Genomic DNA, 19,190 nt, shown 5'->3' on the forward strand with positions numbered 1-19,190 from the left:
GCTGCTGTTCAGGGGAAGAAGGGGAAGGCATGTTCGACTGGAATGATCTGCGGTTCTTTCTTGAGTTACAGCGTAGCGGACGCTTGCTCACGGCGGCGCAACGCCTGAAAACCACCCACGCCACCGTGGCCCGGCACATCGAGGCCATCGAGAAAAGCCTGGGCACTGCGCTGTTCGTGCAGCACGCCCAGGGTTACGAACTCACGCCCTCCGGCGAAGCCCTGCTCAAACATGCCGAAGCCATGGAAAACGTGGCGCTGCTGGCTGAAGAAGAACTGACCCATTCCGCCGCGCCCCTGGGCAAGATCCGCCTGGGGGTGGCCGAGGGTTTGGGCGTGATGTTCCTGGCCAGTCGCATGGGCGGCCTGTTCGAACGCTACCCGGGCCTGGAAGTGGAACTGCTGGCAGTGCCACGGTTTGTCAGCATCCTCAACCGCGAAGCGGAAATCAGCATCCACCTCGAACGCCCCAGCGTCGACCAACTGGTGACCCGCAAACTCACCGACTACCGCCTGGCGCTCTACGCCAGCCGCAGCTACCTGGACCGCACACCGCCTATTGAAAAACGCGAGGACCTGGCGGTGCACGCCTGGATCGATTACGTCGATGATTTGCTGTTCAGCCAGGAATTGAAATTCCTCAGCAGCTTCTGCCGCAACCCCAAAGTGGTGTTCCACAGCACCAGCGTGATCGCCCAGCACCAGGCGGCGCGCTCGGGGTTGGGAATTGCCGTATTGCCGTGCTTCATGGCGGCGAGCGACCCGGACCTGGTGCCGCTGCTGCCGGCGGAGAGCATCCAGCGCAGCTACTGGATCAGCTCCCGGCGCGAGCTGCACAAGTCGGTCAGGTTGCGGGTGTTGTGGGATTACCTGGTGGAACTCTGCGCGCGGGAGCAAGGGGTTTTGCTGGGGGAGGGTTAGAGCTTCACCACCTGATGCACCTGCTCACCACAGGCACGGATCTCCTTGATCATTTTTTCAAACGGCGCGCTGACAATTTCATCGTGGGTCAGCCAGCGTATTTTCTGCGTCAGGACGTAGTGATAACGCCAGTCGCCCTTGACGCGCTCACCCGTCAGGTCCAGGTCGTACCACGGCGAGCGTACCTGGCAAGCCTTGATGTCCTTGTCGATCTGCCCACCCGACAGTGTGATGGTGTAATCCAGCGTCTCGGGGTTGCCTATGTACAAGTCGGCCAGTTGCCCATTGCGGCGGTAGTTGAGCAGACCGTCCCATTTCTCTTGCAGCAAGGCATCGTTGTAGATGTGGTCGTTGCCCAGCGGTTCCAGGGGCCGCATGTCCGTCAGGGTGGCGCTGACCTTGTAGCTGGCCGGGATCAAGAAGGCGGTGGCGGGGCGCTCGACCTGGCAGTCGGTGATCTGTTTGCCGAAGTTGTCGCAGATGTTCTGGTCGCTGGCGGTGGCGCCTTGCTGGCGGTCGGCGACGCTCAGTTGCATCAGCGGCATGCCGCGAAAATCAACGGTGGCCGAGACCCGGGCGGTGCCCTGGGCGTCGAAGCGCTCCTGTTTGTCGAGGATCAACGTGGGGGCGGCGGGTTGCAGCGGGATGTGTTCTTCACGTACCTGGCCCTCGGCGTTGGTCACCAGCACCCAGCGGTCCTGGATGTCGGGCAGGGTCTGGCCGGGGGCGAAGATCGGGTTGGTCGGGTCCAGCCACCACACCTGGCCATCGACTTCGGCGCGGACGATGGCGTGGTTCGGTGCGCCGGTGCCGGGAATCAGCAGCGGGTTAACCACATCGCCACGGCTGACCCAGGCGGGCTCGGCCTTGATTCCGCTGGCCTTGAGCATGGCCGCCAGCAGCGTCGAAAGGTCTTTGCAGTCGCCGTAGCCGTGCTGTTCGATCTCCGCCAGGCTGAAGGGTACATAGCCGCGATCCGAGGCGCGCCAGTCGCCCAGGTAACGGTAGTGGTCGTTGATGTGCTGCATCAGGCCGGCCACCTGTTGTGCCGGTGGCAAGCCGCGAACGGCGGCCACGGCGGCGGCGCCCTGGGGCGGCAGCTTGGCGCCGAGGATCTGGTTGTAGCGTTCGGCAAAGCCGCCGAAGTACTGCTGGCGATCCAGGGAGCTGCCGACTTCGATACGCGGGGCGTGGCGTATGTAGGCGTTGGCGGATTCATTGATGTAGCTGAGGTAGGTCGGGGCCTTTTGCACCACGTCCAGGGTCTTGCGATTGGCCGATGGCGTAATGTTGAAACCCTCCATCAATTCGCTGCGCCACTCGATCGGCCGCTCGGCGGTGAAGCGTGCCTTGAAGTGGTCGCGCCGTGCGGCGTTGGGGCCGAACTGCAAGGCGTAGTAGAACTCGGTCATCAGCGGTTTGGCCGGGTGATGTTCGCGCACCGTGTAGCGGATTTGCGTGCCGACCCGCAGGTTGGGAAACGCCAGCGAGGTCTGTTTTTCCCGGGAGAAACCCTGGTCCGGGTTGGGGGCGGTGCGGGTGTCGATTTGCGTCGGGTCCAGGGGCACAGGTTTGCCGCCGGGCTGGGTGGACTCGGCCTTGATCAGTTCGAAGCCGTCTTCTTCCTGGTAGCTGAAGTCGATCCGCGAGAGCATTTCGCGGCCGCTTGGCTTGAGGATGGTGTAGTGAAAGCGGGTAGTGCAGTCGACGCTGGCGTCGCGGTTGAAGTGGCAATGCAGCTCGGTGTCGCTGGCCAGTGGGGCTTCGGCCATTGGTTGCAGGGCGGCAAGCGCGCTGTGACTGGCAAGCCCCCAGCTGATGCAGATCAGGGGACGGTAAAACGAAAAACGGAGCATGGGCGCCTCAGGTGGAACATTGACACAAGTACCCTAGGGGTACCGAGAAGGCGCCGGATGATAATGGATCGCAACACGAATGCCTAGCATTGTCCGACAATTAATTTCGCTGTAAGGCCCGATCTAGAGCCTTCGTTAATGTTTTAAGGATTATTTTTCGAGTTCAAACTCGACGCTTCCCAGCCGCTCACCGTTCACCAGCACGTGAACCGCATGCTTGCCGGGATAGTGCTTGCGCGTGGTCAATTCACGGATATGTTGGCCACGGCTGATGGCGTGATGTTCTCCGGCACCCAGGGTAAATGCCTTGAGCTTGAACACCTTGGACGCGCTGTGACCGGCGCTTTTCACATAGTCGATGGCGTAGTCGACCACCAGCTTTTGCGACGAATCGGCAGTGGACTCCAGGCTGAAGGACAGGTTGATCCGCTCCCCCAACTTGATCGCCGCCGGCTCGACCTTGAGTTGATGGATCTTCACTTCGGCCCTGGCCCCGGCGCCCATGATCGTCAGCGCCCGGGTGTTGCCTTGCTTGATCAGGCTGCGCAGCGCGTGGCGGGCGATCCACGCGGTGTGGGGGTTATCCAGGGACCAGCCTTCGATCAGGCCCAGCACCCAATCCGGATGGTCCTTGGTGATGTCGTTGAGGTGGTTGGCCACCGACTTGCGCACGTAGAGGCTGCTGTCGGCCTTGAGATTGTCGAGGATCGAAGCGCACAGGTTCGGATCGGCCTGCACCTCGGCCAGGCGAAACGACCATGGCAGCCGTGGCCGTGAACCTTCGCTGGCGAGGCGTCGCACGTGTTCGTTGTCATCCAGCGACCATTGCTGCATTACGGCCAGGGTGCGCTTGAAATCCCTCAGCAGGAAATGCCGCACGGCAAACTCGGCGGAGCCGAAGGTGGTGAAGTACTTGAGGGCAGCCATGGAGCGCTTGAAATCATCGCCGCCGTAGCTGGCAACGTAGTGGGGCAGGAACAGGCTGACAAAGGCGCTGTTCAGCCGAGGGGCAAGGGCATACAGCAACTTCAGGGTTTGCGGATAATCCAGCGGGATCACAGCGTTGAGGCTTTCACTGACCCGCGCCATGCGCTGCATCACCGACAGGTCTGCCAACCCGGCCTTGGCGTGTTTGAGAAAACCCTTGGCGTCGAACGCCGGGTACACCGCGGTCATTTCGCTGGCGATGTGTTGCAGGCGTTCGGCGTTGAAGATTTCCTTCAGGGCCGGGGCGCTTTGGTCGGTCATGGGCAAGTCCGCGGTTAGCCAGAGATGCCCACGAGGCTAACCATCAGTGCCTAGAGATACCAGCGATATTCCCGCGCATGAATCTCCTGCTGGAATGCCAGGTGATCCTGGCGTTTGTTTTCGCAGTACACGTCGACAAACTCGGCGCCCAGGCCTTCGCGCAACGCCGGCTGATGCTGCATGGCGCGCACCGCCTCCAGCATTTCCAGGGGGAAGTCCGCGCCGCTGTTGCGGTCTTCGTTCAGCGGGGCGATGGGCTCCTTCGCTGCTTCAAGACCATGCTCAAGCCCCACCAGAATCGCCGCCAATACCAGATACGGGTTGGCATCGGCACTCGCCAGGCGATGTTCGATGCGCAGGTTGCGCGGGTCGGATTCAGGGATTCGCACGCACGCGTCACGGTCTTCAAAGCCCCAGCACGCGCGGGTTGCCGCGTTGACCGTGCCACCAAGGCGGCGGAAGGCGTTGTGGTTGGGCGAGAAGATTGGCATGCAGTGAGGCAGCAGTTCCAGGCAACCGGCCACCCCGTGGCGCAACGGTTGCTGCTGGTGGGCCGCCAGCAGGTTATTGCCCGCCGCATCGTACAGGCTGACGTGCACATGCATGCCGCTGCCGGGGTGTTGCAGGTAAGGCTTGGCCATGAAGCTGGCGCGATAGCCGTGCTTGAGGGCCACGCCACGGGTGCTGCGGCAGAACAGGGCGGCCCAGTCGGCGGCGCGCAGGCCGTCTTCCAGGTGGCCGAAATTGATTTCGAACTGGCCGGGGCCGAGTTCGGCGGTGATCACCGTGATGTCGATGCCCTGGGCCTTGGCCGTCTCGACCATATCGTCCAACACCGGCGCAAAGCGTGACAGGCGCTCGATGTGCAAGTTGGGCTGGTCGTCCGCGTCATCACTCAGCAGGTCGCGGGCAAATTGCGGCAGGCCGTCGCTGAGTTTTTTGTCGAACAGGTAGAACTCCAGCTCGAACGCGACCACCGGGTGAATGCCTTTGCTCTGCAGGCGTTCCAGCACCTTGGCCAGTACTTCCCGGGGTTCGAATTCGATGGGCGCTTCGGTGCCGTCGGAGGTAATCAACATCTGCCCCAGCGGCTGCGCCTCCCAGCTCACCGGCTTGAGGGTGCCGGGCACCAGGCGGCGGTTGGCGTCCGGGTCGCCGTCGTGGAAGCAATAGTCGCCGATCTTGAACAGGCCGCCCTGGGCACCCAGCAGCACCGCGTTCTGCGGCAGTTTCAACGGGCTGCCGGCGGCGACCTTTTCCAGCATCTCCACCGGGTAGCGCTTGCCGTAGAAATGCCCGGGAATGTCCAGGGCAATCAGGTCGACGTAGCGCACATCGGGATGGTTCTGGCGAAAGGTCCGGACTTCGGCCAAAAGCGTGGAAGCATGGCTTTTCACGGGTGTTGCTCCTAGTTGTAGACCCACAGCACGCGGGCTGGCAGGTCGGTCAGGTTGCCGTAGCGGCAGTGGGCAAAACTGGCCAGGTGGAAGCTGTCGCCGGGGCCCAGGGTGACCGATTCCGGCTCGCCCTCGACCCACAGCGTCAGCTCGCCCTCCAGCACGTAACCGGCCTGTTCGGCACGGTCGCTCATGGTTTGTTCGCCGCTGTTGGCACCGGGGGCCAGCAGGCTGTCGAGGATCGAGAACGCGCCGTGCATGCTCGGCGACACCAGGATGTCGGTGATGCCATTGGCGTAATACACCGTGCGCCGTTCGTTGGGGCGGGTGACCCAGTCCACCGCCTTGGGTTTGGACAGGCTGTAGAAATAGGTGGTGGGCACACCGAGCGCGTGGCTGATGGCCGTGAGGTCGGCCACGGTCGGGCGCGACAGGCCGCGTTCAACCTGGGACAGGAAACCCACGGAACGCTCGATCTTTTGCGCCAGTTGCGCCAGGGTGAGCTTCTTGTGCTTGCGCAGGTCGTGGATCAGGATCGCCAGGGCGTCGAGTTCTTCTTGCTTGTCCATGGGCGCTTCGTGAAATTCTTATCAGGAAATTTCATGAAAAATTACAGGATTAATTTCACGAGGGCAATGGGTATGGAGTTGGCAGAGCATTTACGCCGCCTGGAACAGGAGCTGCACCAATGCACCACCCGTGCAGATGCGGCGCGGTTGTCGGTGCTGCTGGCGGATGATTTCGTCGAATTTGGTGCCAGTGGCAATGTGTGGGGCAGCAAGGCCGAGGTGATCGAAGGGCTGCAGGATGAGGTGTTTTCAGTCCGTAGCATCAGTGACTTTGCAATGAAGGTGCTGGCCGAAGGCGTGGCGTTGGTGACGTATCGCTGCCAGCGCGCGGCGACGGATGCAAATGCGGCGGGGGAGTCGTTGCGCAGTTCGGTGTGGCGCGAAAGCGGCGGGCAGTGGCAGATGGTGTTTCATCAGGGCACGCCAACACGTCAGCGTGCACCTGTGTAAGCGCCGGCAGGTCAGGCCGTACGCTTGGCCTCGAACCCCGACAGGCTGACATCATCACGATGCCCGAGCAGCTCGGCCACCACCGAGGTCGGCGACTTGTGCTTGTAGGTGTTGTAGTTGTTGACCGAGTCGTGGAAGAGCTGGCGGGTGAACGCGACACGGCTTTCCAGGCTGGCGATTTCTGCGGTGGGTGACGAGGCATTTTGCGCCGCCGCCAATTGTTGTTCGGCCTCCTTGAATTGGCCGAAGGCTTTTTTGCAGCGATCGAGCAGGGCCACCAGTTCCCTGTAGGTGCCGAACACGTAGAGCGCGAGCAAGGTGACAACGGTCACGAAAATGATGATGACGTGGGTACCAGTCATTGGAATTCCTGAGCGGCTGGAAAAAAGAACCAATCTTATCTGATTAATCGCCGGCCCGGTCGCTGGCCGCCCATCCATCTGCCGCTTCCATCACGGCGCTGAATGATTCCACGCCGCTGCGGTCGGAATCTTTACGCGTCATTCATTGAAGGAAGTGCCCATGAAGTCCAAATCCCTTGTTGCCTGCCTGCTGGTTGCCGCGAGCCTGTCCGCCGCGAGTCTCACCGTCCAGGCCGCGGATACCCCGCAAAAAACCGTGCAGCCTTCGAATATCAATACCCGCGACCTCAAGACGGGAGACCGCGCGCCAGACATTCTGATGCGTAAGGAGTCGGCCATTGCCGACTGGAAGAAACGTGGCCTGAAGCAGCCGGAAGAAGACAGCCAGTGGGCCCGAGTGAACGACAAGTACGTATTGCTCAAAACCACCAACGGCACGATTCTCGACATCACGCCCGTTAAAAAATAAAGCGTTCAGCGGGATGGGTGATCACGCTTCATCCCGCTGCATTTGATTTTTGCATAAATGCATAAGCCAGCATTTTTTTCTTCTTGTTTTGCGTTAAGGTACGTCCGCTGCGGGCCGCAATGGTCCCTTTACCTTGACTGGAATGAGAGCAGGATGCTTGCCACAATAAGAAATTACCCGCGTACCGTGAACCTGTTGTTGTCGGCCACGCTGATCCTCACCCTGGCCAAGGCCATCACCTTCCCGTACCTGGTGATCTACCTCACCAACCACTTTGCCCTCGACATCAGCCAGGTCGGCCTGGTGATCGGCAGCTCGTTGATCGTCGGCTCGCTGCTGAGTGTCTACGGCGGTTTCCTGGTAGACCGCATCAACAGCTACAGGCTATTGCTCAGCTTGAGTGTGGTGTTTGCCCTGGGGTTTATCGGCACGGTGTTGGCCCGGGAAATCTGGTCATTCTACAGCTGCCTGATCCTGATCAACCTGGCGTACGCGGTGATCGACATCGCGATCAAGTCCGGGTTTGCCAGCCTGTTGCCGGAAGATGAGCGCAGCGAAGCGTTTTCCATCAAGTACACCCTGACCAATATCGGCTATGCCGTAGGGCCGTTTTTTGGCGCGATGGTGGCCAAGCTCGATATCAGCTTGCCGTTTATCCTGTCGGCGGTCCTGGGCTTCGGTTTTTTCCTGCTGTACTGGCGTTGGGGCGACCGCACGCTGGCCACGGTAGACACCACGCAAAAGCCGGTGTCGTTCCTCGCGGTGGGGCGTGTATTGCTGCGGGATCACCGACTGGTGTGCTTCACCGTCGGCGGCCTGCTCAGTGCCGTGGTGTTCGGCCAGTTCACCGCGTACCTGTCGCAGTACCTGGTGACCACCACTACCGCCGAATACACCTACACCATCATCAGCGCGGTACTCACCACCAACGCGGTGTTGGTGATTGCCCTGCAATACGCGATTGGCCGGCGCATTTCCCACCGCTACCTGAGCCAGTGGCTGATCTTCGGTCTGGGCATGTTCATGCTGGGGGTGATTGGCTTTGCCCTGGCGAGCAACGTGTGGTGGTGGATCCTGGCGATGGCGATTTTCACCGTGGGCGAAATCGTGGTGTTTCCGGCCGAGTACATGTTCATCGACCGCATCGCCCCGGACAACCTGCGGGGCATGTACTACGGGGCGCAAAACCTCTCCAACCTCGGTGCTGCCCTGGGGCCGGTGCTGTGCGGGCTGGTGCTGGCCAACCTGCCGGCCCACTACATGTTCTACCTGTTGGCAGCGTTCATTGTCGGGGGAGGGGTGTTCTATTTTATCGGGGCGTCGTTGAAAGCCCGCGACCTACTGTAGGAGCACGCTTGCTCGCGAAGGTCGTTAACGATAACGCGCCACGCCTGAATGAACGCGGTGCCCGGGCGTTTTTCGCGAGCAAGCCCGCTCCTACAAAGGGCGCAGCGGCAGGTCATCCAGCCTGAGTTTACCGACGGTGTTGCTCTGCAATTCGTACCGCAACTCGTCGACCATCTTTTCCACTTCCTGCGGGGTCTGCAGCTTGTTGACGCTGATCCCGGTGACCACCAAATCCACCCGGCCGCTTTCGGCGTCGAAGACCTTGAGCGTCAACGACGCGTCACGGCACAGGGTGAATTCGCAGGTCAGGGGCGACAGGGCCTCTTCGATGCAGTTGCGCAGTTGGGAGAGCGTAAACATCAGGGTTCTCCTCAGCGACGACGCAGCAACAGGCCCAGCAGCAGGCCGACACCGGCGACGATCGCAACCGTTGCCAGGGGTTTTTGCTTGGCGAAATCGCCGACGGTGTCCAGCGCGTCACCGTAGGTTTGCTGCAACTGGCCAGCGGCCTGGCGAGCGACACCCTCGGCCTGGAGACGTTCGTCACCGGTCAGATCACCCAGAAAACCTTGAGCCTTGCCGGCCACTTTTTCCACGGCGCCTTTGACTTGTTCGCTTTTCATGATGGATTCCTTAAAGGGCATGACATCTCAACGGCACAGGACCCGAAGCCCTGTGCCCACCCTTCAAGGTTAAGCAGTGCACCCCCGCGCAATAAGGCGAATTTGCACCGGTCGCACTAGTGCATTTGCACTCTATTTCGGCTTTTTAACCCGCAACTCACCGGCAAACAGCCCGCGCTCACGGGCCCACACGATGGCTGCACTACGGCTATGCACCCCCAGTTTGGAGTACACCGTGGCCACATGGTTACGCACGGTGTTGGGTGCCAGTTTCAGGCGCGAAGCGATTTCCTTGTCGGCCAGGCCTTCGCAAATCAACCCCAGTACGTCGCGCTCCCGGGCGGTCAGGTCGGTAAAGGAAATGTTCGGTACATTGGGGCTGTTGACGCTCTTGGCGTTGGCCAGTTTTTCAATCAGCGTCTGGCTGAACCATGAGGCGTCCTGCATCACTTCCTCGATCGCGGCCACCAGTTCCAGCTCGGAGCGCTTGCGTTCGGTGATGTTCATCAGCACCAGCAGGTAGCAGGGCACATCCTGGATACTGACGGTGTCGGCAGACAGCACACAGTCGATCAGCTCATTGCCTTTCTTGCGAATCTTCAGGTCGAGGCCGTCGAGGTTGCCGGCTTTTTCCAGGGTGGTGAACAGTTGCGTGCAGGCCTGGGGGCTGTCGATAAAGTCGATATCTTCGATGGATTTGCCGATCAGTTCTTCACTGGTATAGCCGGTGATGGTCATGAAGGCTTCGTTGATATCCACCACCTGGCGGTTGGCGGCGTTGCACACCAGGGTTGGCACCGGCGTCAGGCGGAACGACTTGGCGAAGCGTTCCTCGCTCTGACGCAGGGCGGTTTCGGCCTTGCGACGAGGCTCCAGGTCGGTGAAGGAAAACAGCATGCAGTCTTCCTCATTCATGTCCAGCGGCTGGCCGGCCACGATCACCAGTTTGCTGCCGCCTTCGGGCAGTTTCAGTTCGGCTTGCATCTGTGGAATGGTCGCACCTTCGCCCAGGCGCTTGACGGCCAGGTCCTTGTTTTCGGCCTGCTCCAACACGTCTAGCTCATACACCGAGCGGCCGATCACCTGGTCGCGGTTGTAGCCGGTCATCTCCAGAAAGCCCTGGTTGACCTTGATATAGCGCAGGTCGCTCAGGCGGCAAATCACCGCCGGCGCCGGGTTGGCATTGAAGGTCTTTTCGAAGCGCTGTTCGGCGCTGGCCCATTCGGTGGCGTCGCTCAGGATCAACACCAGCAATTCCGGCTCGCCCGACGCGTCGTCGAGCACCAGGCTGCGCAGGCGATGCACCCAGACTTTTTCCTCGTCGCCGGTGGGGGTGACTTCCACCACCACATCGCTGAACTCTTCACCGTCTGCCACCCGGCTCAGAGGATAATTCTCCAGCACCAACGGGTGGTTGTTGCGATACCGCAAGGCAAAGCGCGCGGCGTATTCCTTGGTGTTGGCACCCAGGTCTTCGACTTTATCCACGCCATGCATCTGCAGCGCGGCTTCGTTAGCCCAGAGGATGGTCTGGTCGGCCTCGGCGAGGATCACGCCGTCGGACAAGCCCGAGATGATCTGCTGCAGTTGGCGGCGGTTGGTTTCTTTGGCGAGGACGGCCTGGCTCATGGTTTCTCCTGGGGTGAGTCGCATGGGAAGTACGACACCTGAGGCTCAGGATAGTGCAGAGAAAGTGCCCGGCGCGGGGTGCGAATGCACCAGTGCGCCTAGTGCAATTGTGCCGAGACCGCAGGGCAGGTCCCTCGCCAAACTGGCCACCTACCCACTGTTCAAAGGATTTAACATGACCACTGTCTATGAAACCAACCGTTCGCTGTTTCGTGTGTCCTGGGGCTCGGTATTGGCCGGTAGTGCAATTGCCCTGGTGACCTATCTGGTATTGAGCGTACTTGGCACCGCGATTGGCGCCAGCGCGGTAGACCCGATGGCCGCGGGTAACCCGCTGAGCGGTTTCGGCACCGGTGCCGGGATCTGGCTGTTTGTCTCGACGCTGCTGGCAATCGGTGCCGGTGCATTCGTGGCCGGGCGTACTGCGCCGGATCGCGGCGGCCTGCACGGCGTGCTGAGCTGGACCATCACCACCTTGCTCACCACCTGGCTGCTGGCCGCGCTGGCCACCAGCGTTGTGGGAGCGGCGGGCAATGTCGTCGGCAAGGGCCTGTCGGCTGCCGGCAGCGGGATCGCCGCCGTGGCGCCGGGTATCAGCGACAGCGTCAAGCAGCAACTGAATGAGCAGGGCATCAAGCTGGACTGGAACAGCCTGCAAGGTCAGCTCGACACACTGCTCAAGCAGAGCGGCAAACCTGAACTGGACCCGGCCAACGTTGAGCAAAAAGCCGATCAGGCGGCGGCGGACGGCAAGCAGTCGGCCAACGATGCCGCGACCAACCCAGCCCAGGCTGGTGATGAATTGAAGCAGTGGTTCGAGCGGGTCAAGGCTTCCGGTGAGCCGGCGTTGAACGCGGCGGACAAGCAGGCACTGGTCAATATTGTTGCGGCCCGTACCGGCAAGAGCCAGGCTGAGGCCACCCAGATTGTCGACAACTACGCCCAGGCCTACCAGCAGGCCGTGCAGAAGGTTGACGAACTGAAGCAACAGGCTGAACAGAAAGCCCGTGAAGCCGGTGAAGTCGCGGCCAAGCAACTGTCCCGTGCTGCGTGGAGCACCTTGTTGATGTTGCTGCTGGGCGCAGCGTTGAGCTTCGGCGTGGGTCGCCTGGCGATTTCCACCCGTCGTGTACCGTTGGCCTGATCATGACCTGAGGTGATTTATGTGGCGAGGGAGCTTGCTCCCGCTGGGCGCTGCGAAGCGGCCCCAAAAAAGAGGGGAGCGCTACGCACTGGAGCGCCAGCCCGGTCCAGCGGGAGCAAGCTCCCTCGCCACGATGCTTCGCTGGCACCAAACATGCTAGTGTCAGCACTCCAACATCCACTGGCAGTGCCTGGCGATGCGCGACATCTACAGCGTCTTCAACTCCAACGGCGCCTATGAAACCGGGGCCCATGCCCACGACGAATTCATGCTGATGGTGCCCGAGCACGGCCTGTTGCGTTTCAAGGATGAAGAAAGCGGGCGCACCACCTCGGTGATCGACCGCCAGTTCGTACTGGTGCCGCCGCAATCCAGCCATTCCTCCTCGTCACTCACCGCCAGCCAGGGCCACGTGGCGTTCTACGTCGACCCCGACTACATGCACTACGCCTTGCGTGACCTGTCCGGTGATGCCAACCGCTTGCTGCGCGTGCCCACCCTGGGCATCTGGCAAACCTCCGCGCCGTTGCACCATCTGCTCCTGGCAAAAAAAGCCTTCAGCCAACCCGACCTGTACATCGACCGCCGCCGCCAGGTGGCCCAGGCCGATCACTTGCTGCTGCTCGAATGCCTGGCGATTTCCCTCAGCCAGCCGAGCCTGCAACGCTCATCTACCGAGCGCCACGGCGCCATGCTGGTGCGTGACGTCAAGGCGTACGTGGAAGGCAACCTCGAACATGCGCCGGGGCTGGATGAAATCGCCGAGACGTTTCACATGTCGCGCCGCCATCTGACCCGGCTGTTCGCGCTGCACACCGGCGAGACGGTGCTGGCGTACGTCCAGCGCCTGCGCCTGGAGCGCGCGCAGACGTTGTTGCGGCACACCCGCATGTCGGTGCTGGAGATCGCCAATAACGTCGGCTATGAGTCACCGTCACACCTGGCCCATGTGTTTCGCCGGGTGCTGGGCGTGTCGCCGGATGAGTGGCGCCGCGGCTGATACCGCCTCAACTTTTTTGATGTCCCGATCCCGCGCATGATCCGGCCCGATCCCGTGCGCCGCAAATCCGTCATCCGTTCATCCTCACCCCGTCAACAACAAACAAGTCCGGCCTACCGGACGAGGAGGGGCGGTGAGTGTAAAACCCTTTATCAGCTTCGCAGGGGTGCAAAAAAGCTTCAAAGTCGAGGGCCGCCAGTTTGTGGCCGTACGCAACGTATCGCTTGAAGTTCAGCGGGGCGAAATCATCACCCTGGTCGGCCCTTCGGGGTGCGGCAAGTCCACCTTGCTCAACATGACCGCCGGGCTCTTCGGCCCCACGGAGGGCCAGGTGCATTACGACGGCGCCGAGGTCAAGGGCGTCAACACCCGTGTCGGCTACATGACCCAGGCCGACCACTTGCTGCCGTGGCGCACCGTGGCCGGCAACATCGCCGTGCCGCTGCAAATCCGCCGCATGCCCAAGGCCCGGATCGACAGTCGCGTCGAGGAGCTGATGGCGCTGGTGGGCCTCACCGGTTTTGGCGAAAGCTACCCCAACCAGCTTTCCGGCGGCATGCGCAAACGCGCGGCCATGGCGCGCTTGATGGCCAGCGACCCGGAAACCCTGCTGATGGACGAACCCTTCGGCGCCCTTGATGCGCAGATGCGCCTGACCCTGCAGACCGAACTCTTGCGCCTGTGCCGCAAGCTCAACAAGACCGTGCTGTTCGTCACCCACGATGTCGATGAAGCCATCGCGCTGGCGGACCGCTGCGTGGTGTTCGCCGGTCGCCCGGGCACCATCGACCATGTGCTCGATATTCCCTTGGGCGGTGAACGCAACCTGGTGCAATTGCGCTCCGACCCACGCTACGTGGAACTCTGCGCCGCCCTCTGGAAACGCCTGGCGCCCGACGTCGCCGGTGCTGCCGATCCCGCCTCATTGGCTCACTCGCTGGAGGTCGTATGATCCAGGTCTATCGCTTGCTGTTCCTGATTTTCCTGCTGGTGTTCTGGGAGTGTGTGTCCCGCTGGTTCGGCGCGGAATTTTTCATCAGCCGGCCTTCGGCGGTGGCGCAAAGCCTGTGGAAAATCCTCATGAACGGGGTGTTCTTCTACCACGCCGGCATCACCACCCTGGAAGCCGTGCTGGGCTTCTTCTTCGGCTCCCTCGCAGGCTTGATCGCCGGTTTGGTGCTGGGCCGCGCCAAGCTACTGGCGGATATTCTCGACCCGTTCCTGACCGCCTTCTACAGCTTGCCGAAAGTCGCGCTGGCGCCACTGTTCATCCTCTGGTTCGGCATCGGCTTGCCGATGAAAGTCATCCTGACCGCGGCCGTGGTGTTCTTCCTGGTGTTCCTCAACACCTACAGCGGCGTGCGCAACGTGTCCCGCGAGCAACTGACCATCCTGCGCCTGATGGGCGCCAAGGAGCGCGACCTGCTGACCATGGTGGTCATCCCGTCCGCTTTCACCTGGGTATTCACCGGCCTGCGCCTGTCGGTGCCCTATGCGCTGATCGGCGCGCTGGTGGGCGAGATCATCGCCGCCAACCGGGGCCTGGGCTACCTGCTCTCGGATGCAGCTTCGCAGTTCGATACCGCCGGTGTATTTGCCGCACTGGTGGGCATCATCGTCCTCGCGCTGATCCTGAACACGGCGGTGAAGCTGGCCGAACGCAAGTTGATGCCGTGGAAGGCCAACGAAGCGGAACGTGAAGTTGCGGTTTAACCCCTTATTTTTGCGGAGCTTGATCATGTTCAAACCACTGTTCATCGCCAGCGTTTTACTCGCCTCATGCCTGCCCGCCGCGCAGGCCCGGGACCTGACCAAAGTCACCCTGGCGTTCCCCAGCGAAGGCTTCCTCTATGTGCCGATCTACGTCGCGCAGAAGCAAGGCTACTTCGCCGATGAAGGCCTGAATGTGGACGTCATCGTATTCCAGAAAGGCGGCTCGGCAGCACTCACCGCCGTGCTGGGGCGTGATGCGGATGCGTACGTAGGCCTGCCCGCCGTCGCGGTGCGCGCCCGCACCAAAGGCCAGAATGTCCAGGCGTTCGCCGCCGTGCAGACCCAGTTCGGCAGCACCGTGGTGATCGACGGTGCCTCGGCGCAAAAGGCCGGCGTGTCGGCCACCTCATCCCTGGCCGCCCGTGCCCAGGCTCTCAAGGGCTTGAAGATCGGCGTCACCGGCCCTGGCAGCACCACCGACATGCTGGTGCGCTACCTGGCCAAGGATGCGGGGCTCAACCCGGACAAAGACTTCACCATCATGCTCATCGGCGGCGCGCCAAACATGCTCGCGGCGTTTTCCCAAGGCAGCATCAACGGCTTCTCGCTGTCGCCACCCACCATCACCACCGCCGAGAAGCAAGGCGGCTTTGTGTTGATGGACCTGGCCAAGGGCGAATACAAACCCCTGGACGGCTTCCTCTTCACTGCGATGATTGCCCGTGAAGACTGGCTGGCCAGCAACAAGGTCACGGCCGAAAAAATGGTCCGCGCCCTGTGGCGTGCCGAACACCTGATTGCCAGCGACCCGGACAAGGCTCGCGAGTCGGTGCGCCCGTATTTCGCCCACACCGACGCCGCCATCTTTAATGCTGCCTGGACCGCTTCGCTGCCGTCCTACCCGGCCACGCCGCGCATCGAGAAAGACGGCGTTGAGAAAAACATCCGCTTCATGAACGCTGTGGAGAGCGACCCGGTCGAACTCGACCCGCAGCAGGTCTACACCAACTCCATCGTCGACGCCGTGGCGCCGACTGTTTCCACCCTTCAGGGAGAGGCGAAATGACGCCCGAGGTTCACCTGGTCAATGTTTTTCCCGCCACCGCCCGTGGCGGCAACCCCGCGCCAACCGTGGCCGTCGCCGATGGCATGAGCGATGCCGACATGCAGCAGGTCGCCCGCGACTATGGCCATGAGTGCGGCTTCGTGTTCGCCGCACCGGTTGGCAGCGAGTTCGATTTTGCCTTGCGCTTCTGGGTGCCCAACCACGAGATGGAAATGTGCGGCCACGCCACCGTGGGAGCGGTGTGGCTGCTGGATCGGTTGGGCATGCTGCACAAGGACCGCCTGACGTTATCGACCCTGAGCGGTCCGGTGGATGCGCGGATCACCGCTGCGGGCACCCCGGATATCCAGGTGGAAATCAGCCAGCCCAAGGGCCAGGTCGAGGCGTTGAACGATGCCGAAGTCGAGGCCGAGATTCTGTCGGTGCTCGGCATCACTCCCAACGAACTGGCACCGCTGCCGATCCAGAACGCTTGCACCAGCCGGGTGAAAACCCTGATCGCGCTGAAAAGCGTGGCGGTACTGGATAGCCTGAAACCGGATTACCGGCGGATGCAGCAACTGTGCGAGCGCATCGGCTCCACCGGTTTGTACCCCTATGCGCCATCGGATCTGGACGGGCGACAGTTTGATGCGCGGCAGTTTCCCAAGTCCTCGGGATACCCGGAAGACGCCGCCACCGGCATCGCGGCTGCCGCGTTGGCGTTTGGCTTGTTGGAGAATGGCCTGGTGACGGCAGATGATCGCCCGGTGCGCATCCGCCAGGGCCGGGCCATGGGCCGACCTTCGCAAATCTCCCTGCGGTTTCGCCGGGATGCAGCGGGGCAGGTGCAAGGTTGCTGGCTGGGTGGGCATGTGGAATTTGTCGAGGAACCGGCATGAGCGTGCGCGAAAAACTGCAAGCCCTCGGGCTGGAGTTACCCGAAGCGCCGAGCCCCAAGGGGGACTACGTGCCGGTGACGATTCATGGAGGCGTGGCGTATGTCAGCGGGCAGGTTTGTCGGCAGGGTGACAGCGTGATTACCGGGCCGGTGACGGACCAGACCTCTACGGAGTTGGTCAACGAAGCAGGGCAGACCTGTGTGCTGCGGGCCTTGAGCGTGCTGGACCAGGCGGTAGGGCTGGAGAACGTCGAGCGCATCCTGTTCGTTCGCGGGTTTGTGTTTGGTGGGGAAGGTTTCCAGGGTTTCTCCAAGGTTGTCGACGGCGCGTCGCAACTGTTGATTGAGCTGTTTGGCGAGCACGGCCGGCATGCGCGTTCGGCGGTGGGCGTGGCGGGATTACCCAGCAACGGCCTGCTGGAACTGGAACTGACGGCGGTCGTCACTGCCTGAACCACCCACCAAAATGTGGTGGGGGAGCTTGCTCCCGCTGGGCTGCGCAGCCGCCCCAAAACCGATGATCGCAGTGCCTCGGGCATACCGCGTCAACCGGTCCGGGAGCGCTTCGCGCTCCAGCGGGAGCAAGCTCCCTCGCCACAGGATTCGTGTTGCTTTCACCTCTGCAGGAACCCCGGCGAACGAGTAAACTGCCCGCCTTTTATTCTCACGACGAGACGGTGAGCTTTTGAACGCAGGAAAAACCGCAGGGCTGTTGCTGCTCACCGCCTTATTGGCGGGATGCGGCACCTCGCCACCCCGCACCCCCAACGACATCTGCGGCATCTTCCGCGAAAAAGACGATTGGTACGACGCCGCCAAGGTGACCCAGGCGCGCTGGGGCGTGCCGATCCAGGTGCCGTTCGCGATCATGTATCAGGAATCGGGCTTCCGGCAGGACGCCAAGACCCCACGCAAGTACCTGCTGTGGATCATCCCCTGGGGTCGTGTGTCTACGGCCTCCGGCTACGCCCAGGCCAAGGACGAAGTGTGGAGCGACTACCAGAAAAGCACCGGACGCTACGGCGCCAGCCGGCAGGACTTTGACGACGCCATCGACTTTGTCGGCTGGTACATGGACAAGACCTACACCATCAACGGCGTATACAAATACGATGCCTACGGCCAGTACCTGAATTACCACGAAGGTTGGGGCGGTTACCGGCAGCGTACCTACGCGAGCAAAGCCTGGCTGATGCCGGTGGCGGGGAAGGTGCAGGCGCGTTCGCAGATGTATGCGGCGCAATATGCGGGCTGCAAGAATGATCTGGGGCGTGGGTTCTGGAGCCGGTTCTGGCATTGGCTTTAAGTGCTCGGGCAGTCCTTTGCCCGGCGTAGGAGAGCGGAGCTAAACGGCTAACCATCCCACCAATGGCACTACCGCCAACGTGCTCAGCGCCATTGAGATTACGTTGCCGATATAAGGATGAAAGTGCGGTGGTAACCGTCCTGCAATCGCGCAGGCCAGTGGCGGCGCCATCAGCGCGCCGAGCAACGCACTGGACCCCATCACCATCCAGCTGCCGCCATGGGTCAATACGGCTGCCGGGACTACCGATACCAGCGGGACATACGTGGGATACCAGCCTCGTTTTATCCACTGATGTCGCCAGATCACCACGCCAAGCGCTGATGTCAGCGCTTGCGCGCCGATCAGGTGCAGTATCAGGCCGGATCCATAGGCCGGGCTCATCGGGTTCAGCGCGTAAGCCAGTAACACACCCGCCAGCAAGCCAAGGCTGGCCAGCTCATTGCCGAAGAACGGCGCTTCGGAAAAGTCAGCCAATACCCTCCGCACGCTCCACACCACACCATAAGTCGGTGGCTTCAGCGGGGCGGGTCCTTGCGGCGCTGTGTAATCGCTTCGTACCAGGACCGGCACGTGACGGCACAATACAAAGGCAATCACACTGCCAACCGCCATCCCAAGCACATTTCCGATCACCACCGGCAAGCCCAGCGGTATGCAGACGTAATTAACGATCAACAAACACATCGGCGTGACCAGTAAACCTCCCAGTACGGCGCCGTTGAGCGTCACTTTCCAGCCACCTCCGAACATCAGCACCATTGCCGCCGGCAGTGAAACAAACGCTGCAAACGTCGGTTGCCAAGTGTCAGCGGTCACCGTCCAGCCCCATAACGCGTTGCTTAGCAGCAAGCCGAGTAAGGAGCTGGTTATCAGCCACGGCCACAGCCCTGTGCCGTACGAGATAGCAAAGCCCTGCCAGGACTTGCCCGTGCGGCTGGCCCACCACGCCAGATACGCACCGCCCAGCAGGCCCAGTGACGCCAGTTCGTGTTTGTAGAACGCGACCTCGCTGATATCCCCCAACACCCAGCGCAGCCACGCACTGGGATGTGGAAGGCTGGTCACCATATCGGCATATCCCGGCCAAGGGTAAATAAGGGCTATCCATAGGATCAGCAAAGCACTGGCAAGACCCAGAACTATGACGGTGTTATCGGCCCGGGAGCGCCCTGCACGCGGCTTTTCAAAGAGGCTTTCCATGATGCACC

The 19,190-nt window shown here is 61.7% G+C and carries 21 protein-coding genes; 12 read left to right on the forward strand and 9 right to left on the reverse strand.

The features are described 5' to 3' along the window. Window positions 1-29 precede the first annotated feature (29 nt). Complete coding sequence (locus tag HX811_RS06740) at window positions 30-920, forward strand: LysR family transcriptional regulator (RefSeq protein ID WP_003211603.1); 891 nt, start codon at window positions 30-32, stop codon at window positions 918-920. Here the strand turns inward: HX811_RS06740 and HX811_RS06745 are convergent. From HX811_RS06745 to HX811_RS06760, 4 genes are all read right to left on the reverse strand, one after another. After that, window positions 917-2,776 carry a DUF3857 domain-containing transglutaminase family protein gene (locus tag HX811_RS06745; RefSeq protein WP_177045292.1) on the reverse strand — a complete coding sequence of 620 codons (1,860 nt, stop codon included), beginning with the start codon at window positions 2,774-2,776 and terminating at the stop codon, window positions 917-919. The two genes, HX811_RS06740 and HX811_RS06745, sit on opposite strands and share 4 nt — an antisense overlap. Before the next feature lie 150 nt (window positions 2,777-2,926). Further along, on the reverse strand, window positions 2,927-4,024 hold the full coding sequence (locus tag HX811_RS06750; protein WP_102604863.1) for a DNA alkylation repair protein: 1,098 nt from the start codon (window positions 4,022-4,024) through the stop codon (window positions 2,927-2,929). Window positions 4,025-4,074: 50 nt separating this feature from the next. Beyond that, window positions 4,075-5,421, reverse strand: a complete 1,347-nt coding sequence (locus tag HX811_RS06755; RefSeq protein WP_177045295.1) for a glutamine synthetase family protein — start codon at window positions 5,419-5,421, stop codon at window positions 4,075-4,077. A gap of 11 nt (window positions 5,422-5,432) precedes the next feature. Continuing rightward, window positions 5,433-5,990, reverse strand: a complete 558-nt coding sequence (locus HX811_RS06760) for a helix-turn-helix domain-containing protein (protein WP_177045296.1) — start codon at window positions 5,988-5,990, stop codon at window positions 5,433-5,435. Window positions 5,991-6,062: 72 nt separating this feature from the next. Here HX811_RS06760 and HX811_RS06765 point away from each other — a divergent pair, with 72 nt between their 5' ends. Next, window positions 6,063-6,440: a DUF4440 domain-containing protein gene (locus HX811_RS06765; RefSeq protein ID WP_023658940.1), complete on the forward strand. Its 378-nt coding sequence runs from the start codon at window positions 6,063-6,065 to the stop codon at window positions 6,438-6,440. A gap of 11 nt (window positions 6,441-6,451) precedes the next feature. Here HX811_RS06765 and HX811_RS06770 read toward each other — a convergent pair whose 3' ends face one another. Further along, window positions 6,452-6,802: a LemA family protein gene (locus HX811_RS06770; protein WP_087694086.1), complete on the reverse strand. Its 351-nt coding sequence runs from the start codon at window positions 6,800-6,802 to the stop codon at window positions 6,452-6,454. Between the two features lie 160 nt (window positions 6,803-6,962). Between HX811_RS06770 and HX811_RS06775 the strand changes: the two genes are divergently transcribed. Beyond that, window positions 6,963-7,271 carry an RcnB family protein gene (locus tag HX811_RS06775; protein ID WP_003211589.1) on the forward strand — a complete coding sequence of 103 codons (309 nt, stop codon included), beginning with the start codon at window positions 6,963-6,965 and terminating at the stop codon, window positions 7,269-7,271. 153 nt (window positions 7,272-7,424) lie between these two features. After that, window positions 7,425-8,618, forward strand: coding sequence for an MFS transporter (locus HX811_RS06780; RefSeq protein ID WP_177045298.1), 1,194 nt, complete (start codon window positions 7,425-7,427; stop codon window positions 8,616-8,618). A 90-nt stretch (window positions 8,619-8,708) separates the two neighbouring features. Here the strand turns inward: HX811_RS06780 and HX811_RS06785 are convergent, their stop codons facing one another. From HX811_RS06785 to HX811_RS06795, 3 genes are all read right to left on the reverse strand, one after another. Continuing rightward, on the reverse strand, window positions 8,709-8,978 hold the full coding sequence (locus tag HX811_RS06785) for a DUF1652 domain-containing protein (RefSeq protein WP_003211585.1): 270 nt from the start codon (window positions 8,976-8,978) through the stop codon (window positions 8,709-8,711). Window positions 8,979-8,989: 11 nt separating this feature from the next. Beyond that, window positions 8,990-9,241: a CsbD family protein gene (locus HX811_RS06790; protein ID WP_003211583.1), complete on the reverse strand. Its 252-nt coding sequence runs from the start codon at window positions 9,239-9,241 to the stop codon at window positions 8,990-8,992. Window positions 9,242-9,373: 132 nt separating this feature from the next. Then, window positions 9,374-10,870, reverse strand: a complete 1,497-nt coding sequence (locus tag HX811_RS06795) for a PAS domain S-box protein (RefSeq protein WP_177045300.1) — start codon at window positions 10,868-10,870, stop codon at window positions 9,374-9,376. 175 nt (window positions 10,871-11,045) lie between these two features. Between HX811_RS06795 and HX811_RS06800 the strand changes: the two genes are divergently transcribed. From HX811_RS06800 to HX811_RS06835, 8 genes are all read left to right on the forward strand, one after another. Further along, complete coding sequence (locus HX811_RS06800; protein ID WP_177009748.1) at window positions 11,046-12,014, forward strand: hypothetical protein; 969 nt, start codon at window positions 11,046-11,048, stop codon at window positions 12,012-12,014. Window positions 12,015-12,210: 196 nt separating this feature from the next. After that, a complete protein-coding gene (locus HX811_RS06805) occupies window positions 12,211-13,014 on the forward strand; it encodes an AraC family transcriptional regulator (protein WP_003211578.1) in 804 nt (267 codons plus the stop codon). A gap of 133 nt (window positions 13,015-13,147) precedes the next feature. Then, a complete protein-coding gene (locus tag HX811_RS06810) occupies window positions 13,148-13,966 on the forward strand; it encodes an ABC transporter ATP-binding protein (RefSeq protein WP_177045302.1) in 819 nt (272 codons plus the stop codon). Beyond that, complete coding sequence (locus HX811_RS06815; RefSeq protein ID WP_177045304.1) at window positions 13,963-14,727, forward strand: ABC transporter permease; 765 nt, start codon at window positions 13,963-13,965, stop codon at window positions 14,725-14,727. The genes HX811_RS06810 and HX811_RS06815 overlap by 4 nt, the downstream gene beginning before the upstream one ends. 25 nt (window positions 14,728-14,752) lie before the next feature. Then, window positions 14,753-15,793: an ABC transporter substrate-binding protein gene (locus HX811_RS06820; protein ID WP_177045306.1), complete on the forward strand. Its 1,041-nt coding sequence runs from the start codon at window positions 14,753-14,755 to the stop codon at window positions 15,791-15,793. After that, window positions 15,790-16,674 carry a PhzF family phenazine biosynthesis protein gene (locus HX811_RS06825; RefSeq protein ID WP_177045308.1) on the forward strand — a complete coding sequence of 295 codons (885 nt, stop codon included), beginning with the start codon at window positions 15,790-15,792 and terminating at the stop codon, window positions 16,672-16,674. The genes HX811_RS06820 and HX811_RS06825 overlap by 4 nt, the downstream gene beginning before the upstream one ends. After that, the gene (locus HX811_RS06830) at window positions 16,671-17,126 is read left to right on the forward strand and encodes a RidA family protein (protein WP_102604868.1); all 456 of its coding nucleotides are present in this window, start codon (window positions 16,671-16,673) and stop codon (window positions 17,124-17,126) included. Before HX811_RS06825 ends, HX811_RS06830 begins: the two co-directional genes overlap by 4 nt. 232 nt (window positions 17,127-17,358) lie before the next feature. Further along, window positions 17,359-17,979, forward strand: a complete 621-nt coding sequence (locus tag HX811_RS06835; RefSeq protein WP_023658938.1) for a hypothetical protein — start codon at window positions 17,359-17,361, stop codon at window positions 17,977-17,979. 39 nt (window positions 17,980-18,018) lie between these two features. On the opposite strand, the gene HX811_RS06840 is transcribed toward HX811_RS06835, so the two are convergent. Beyond that, entirely contained in the window at window positions 18,019-19,182 is a 1,164-nt protein-coding gene (locus tag HX811_RS06840; RefSeq protein ID WP_177045310.1) for a hypothetical protein, read from the reverse strand. Window positions 19,183-19,190: the final 8 nt, after the last annotated feature.

Origin of the sequence: Pseudomonas sp. F8002 (assembly GCF_013385495.1) — a bacterium.
In the GTDB taxonomy this organism is placed as follows: domain Bacteria; phylum Pseudomonadota; class Gammaproteobacteria; order Pseudomonadales; family Pseudomonadaceae; genus Aquipseudomonas.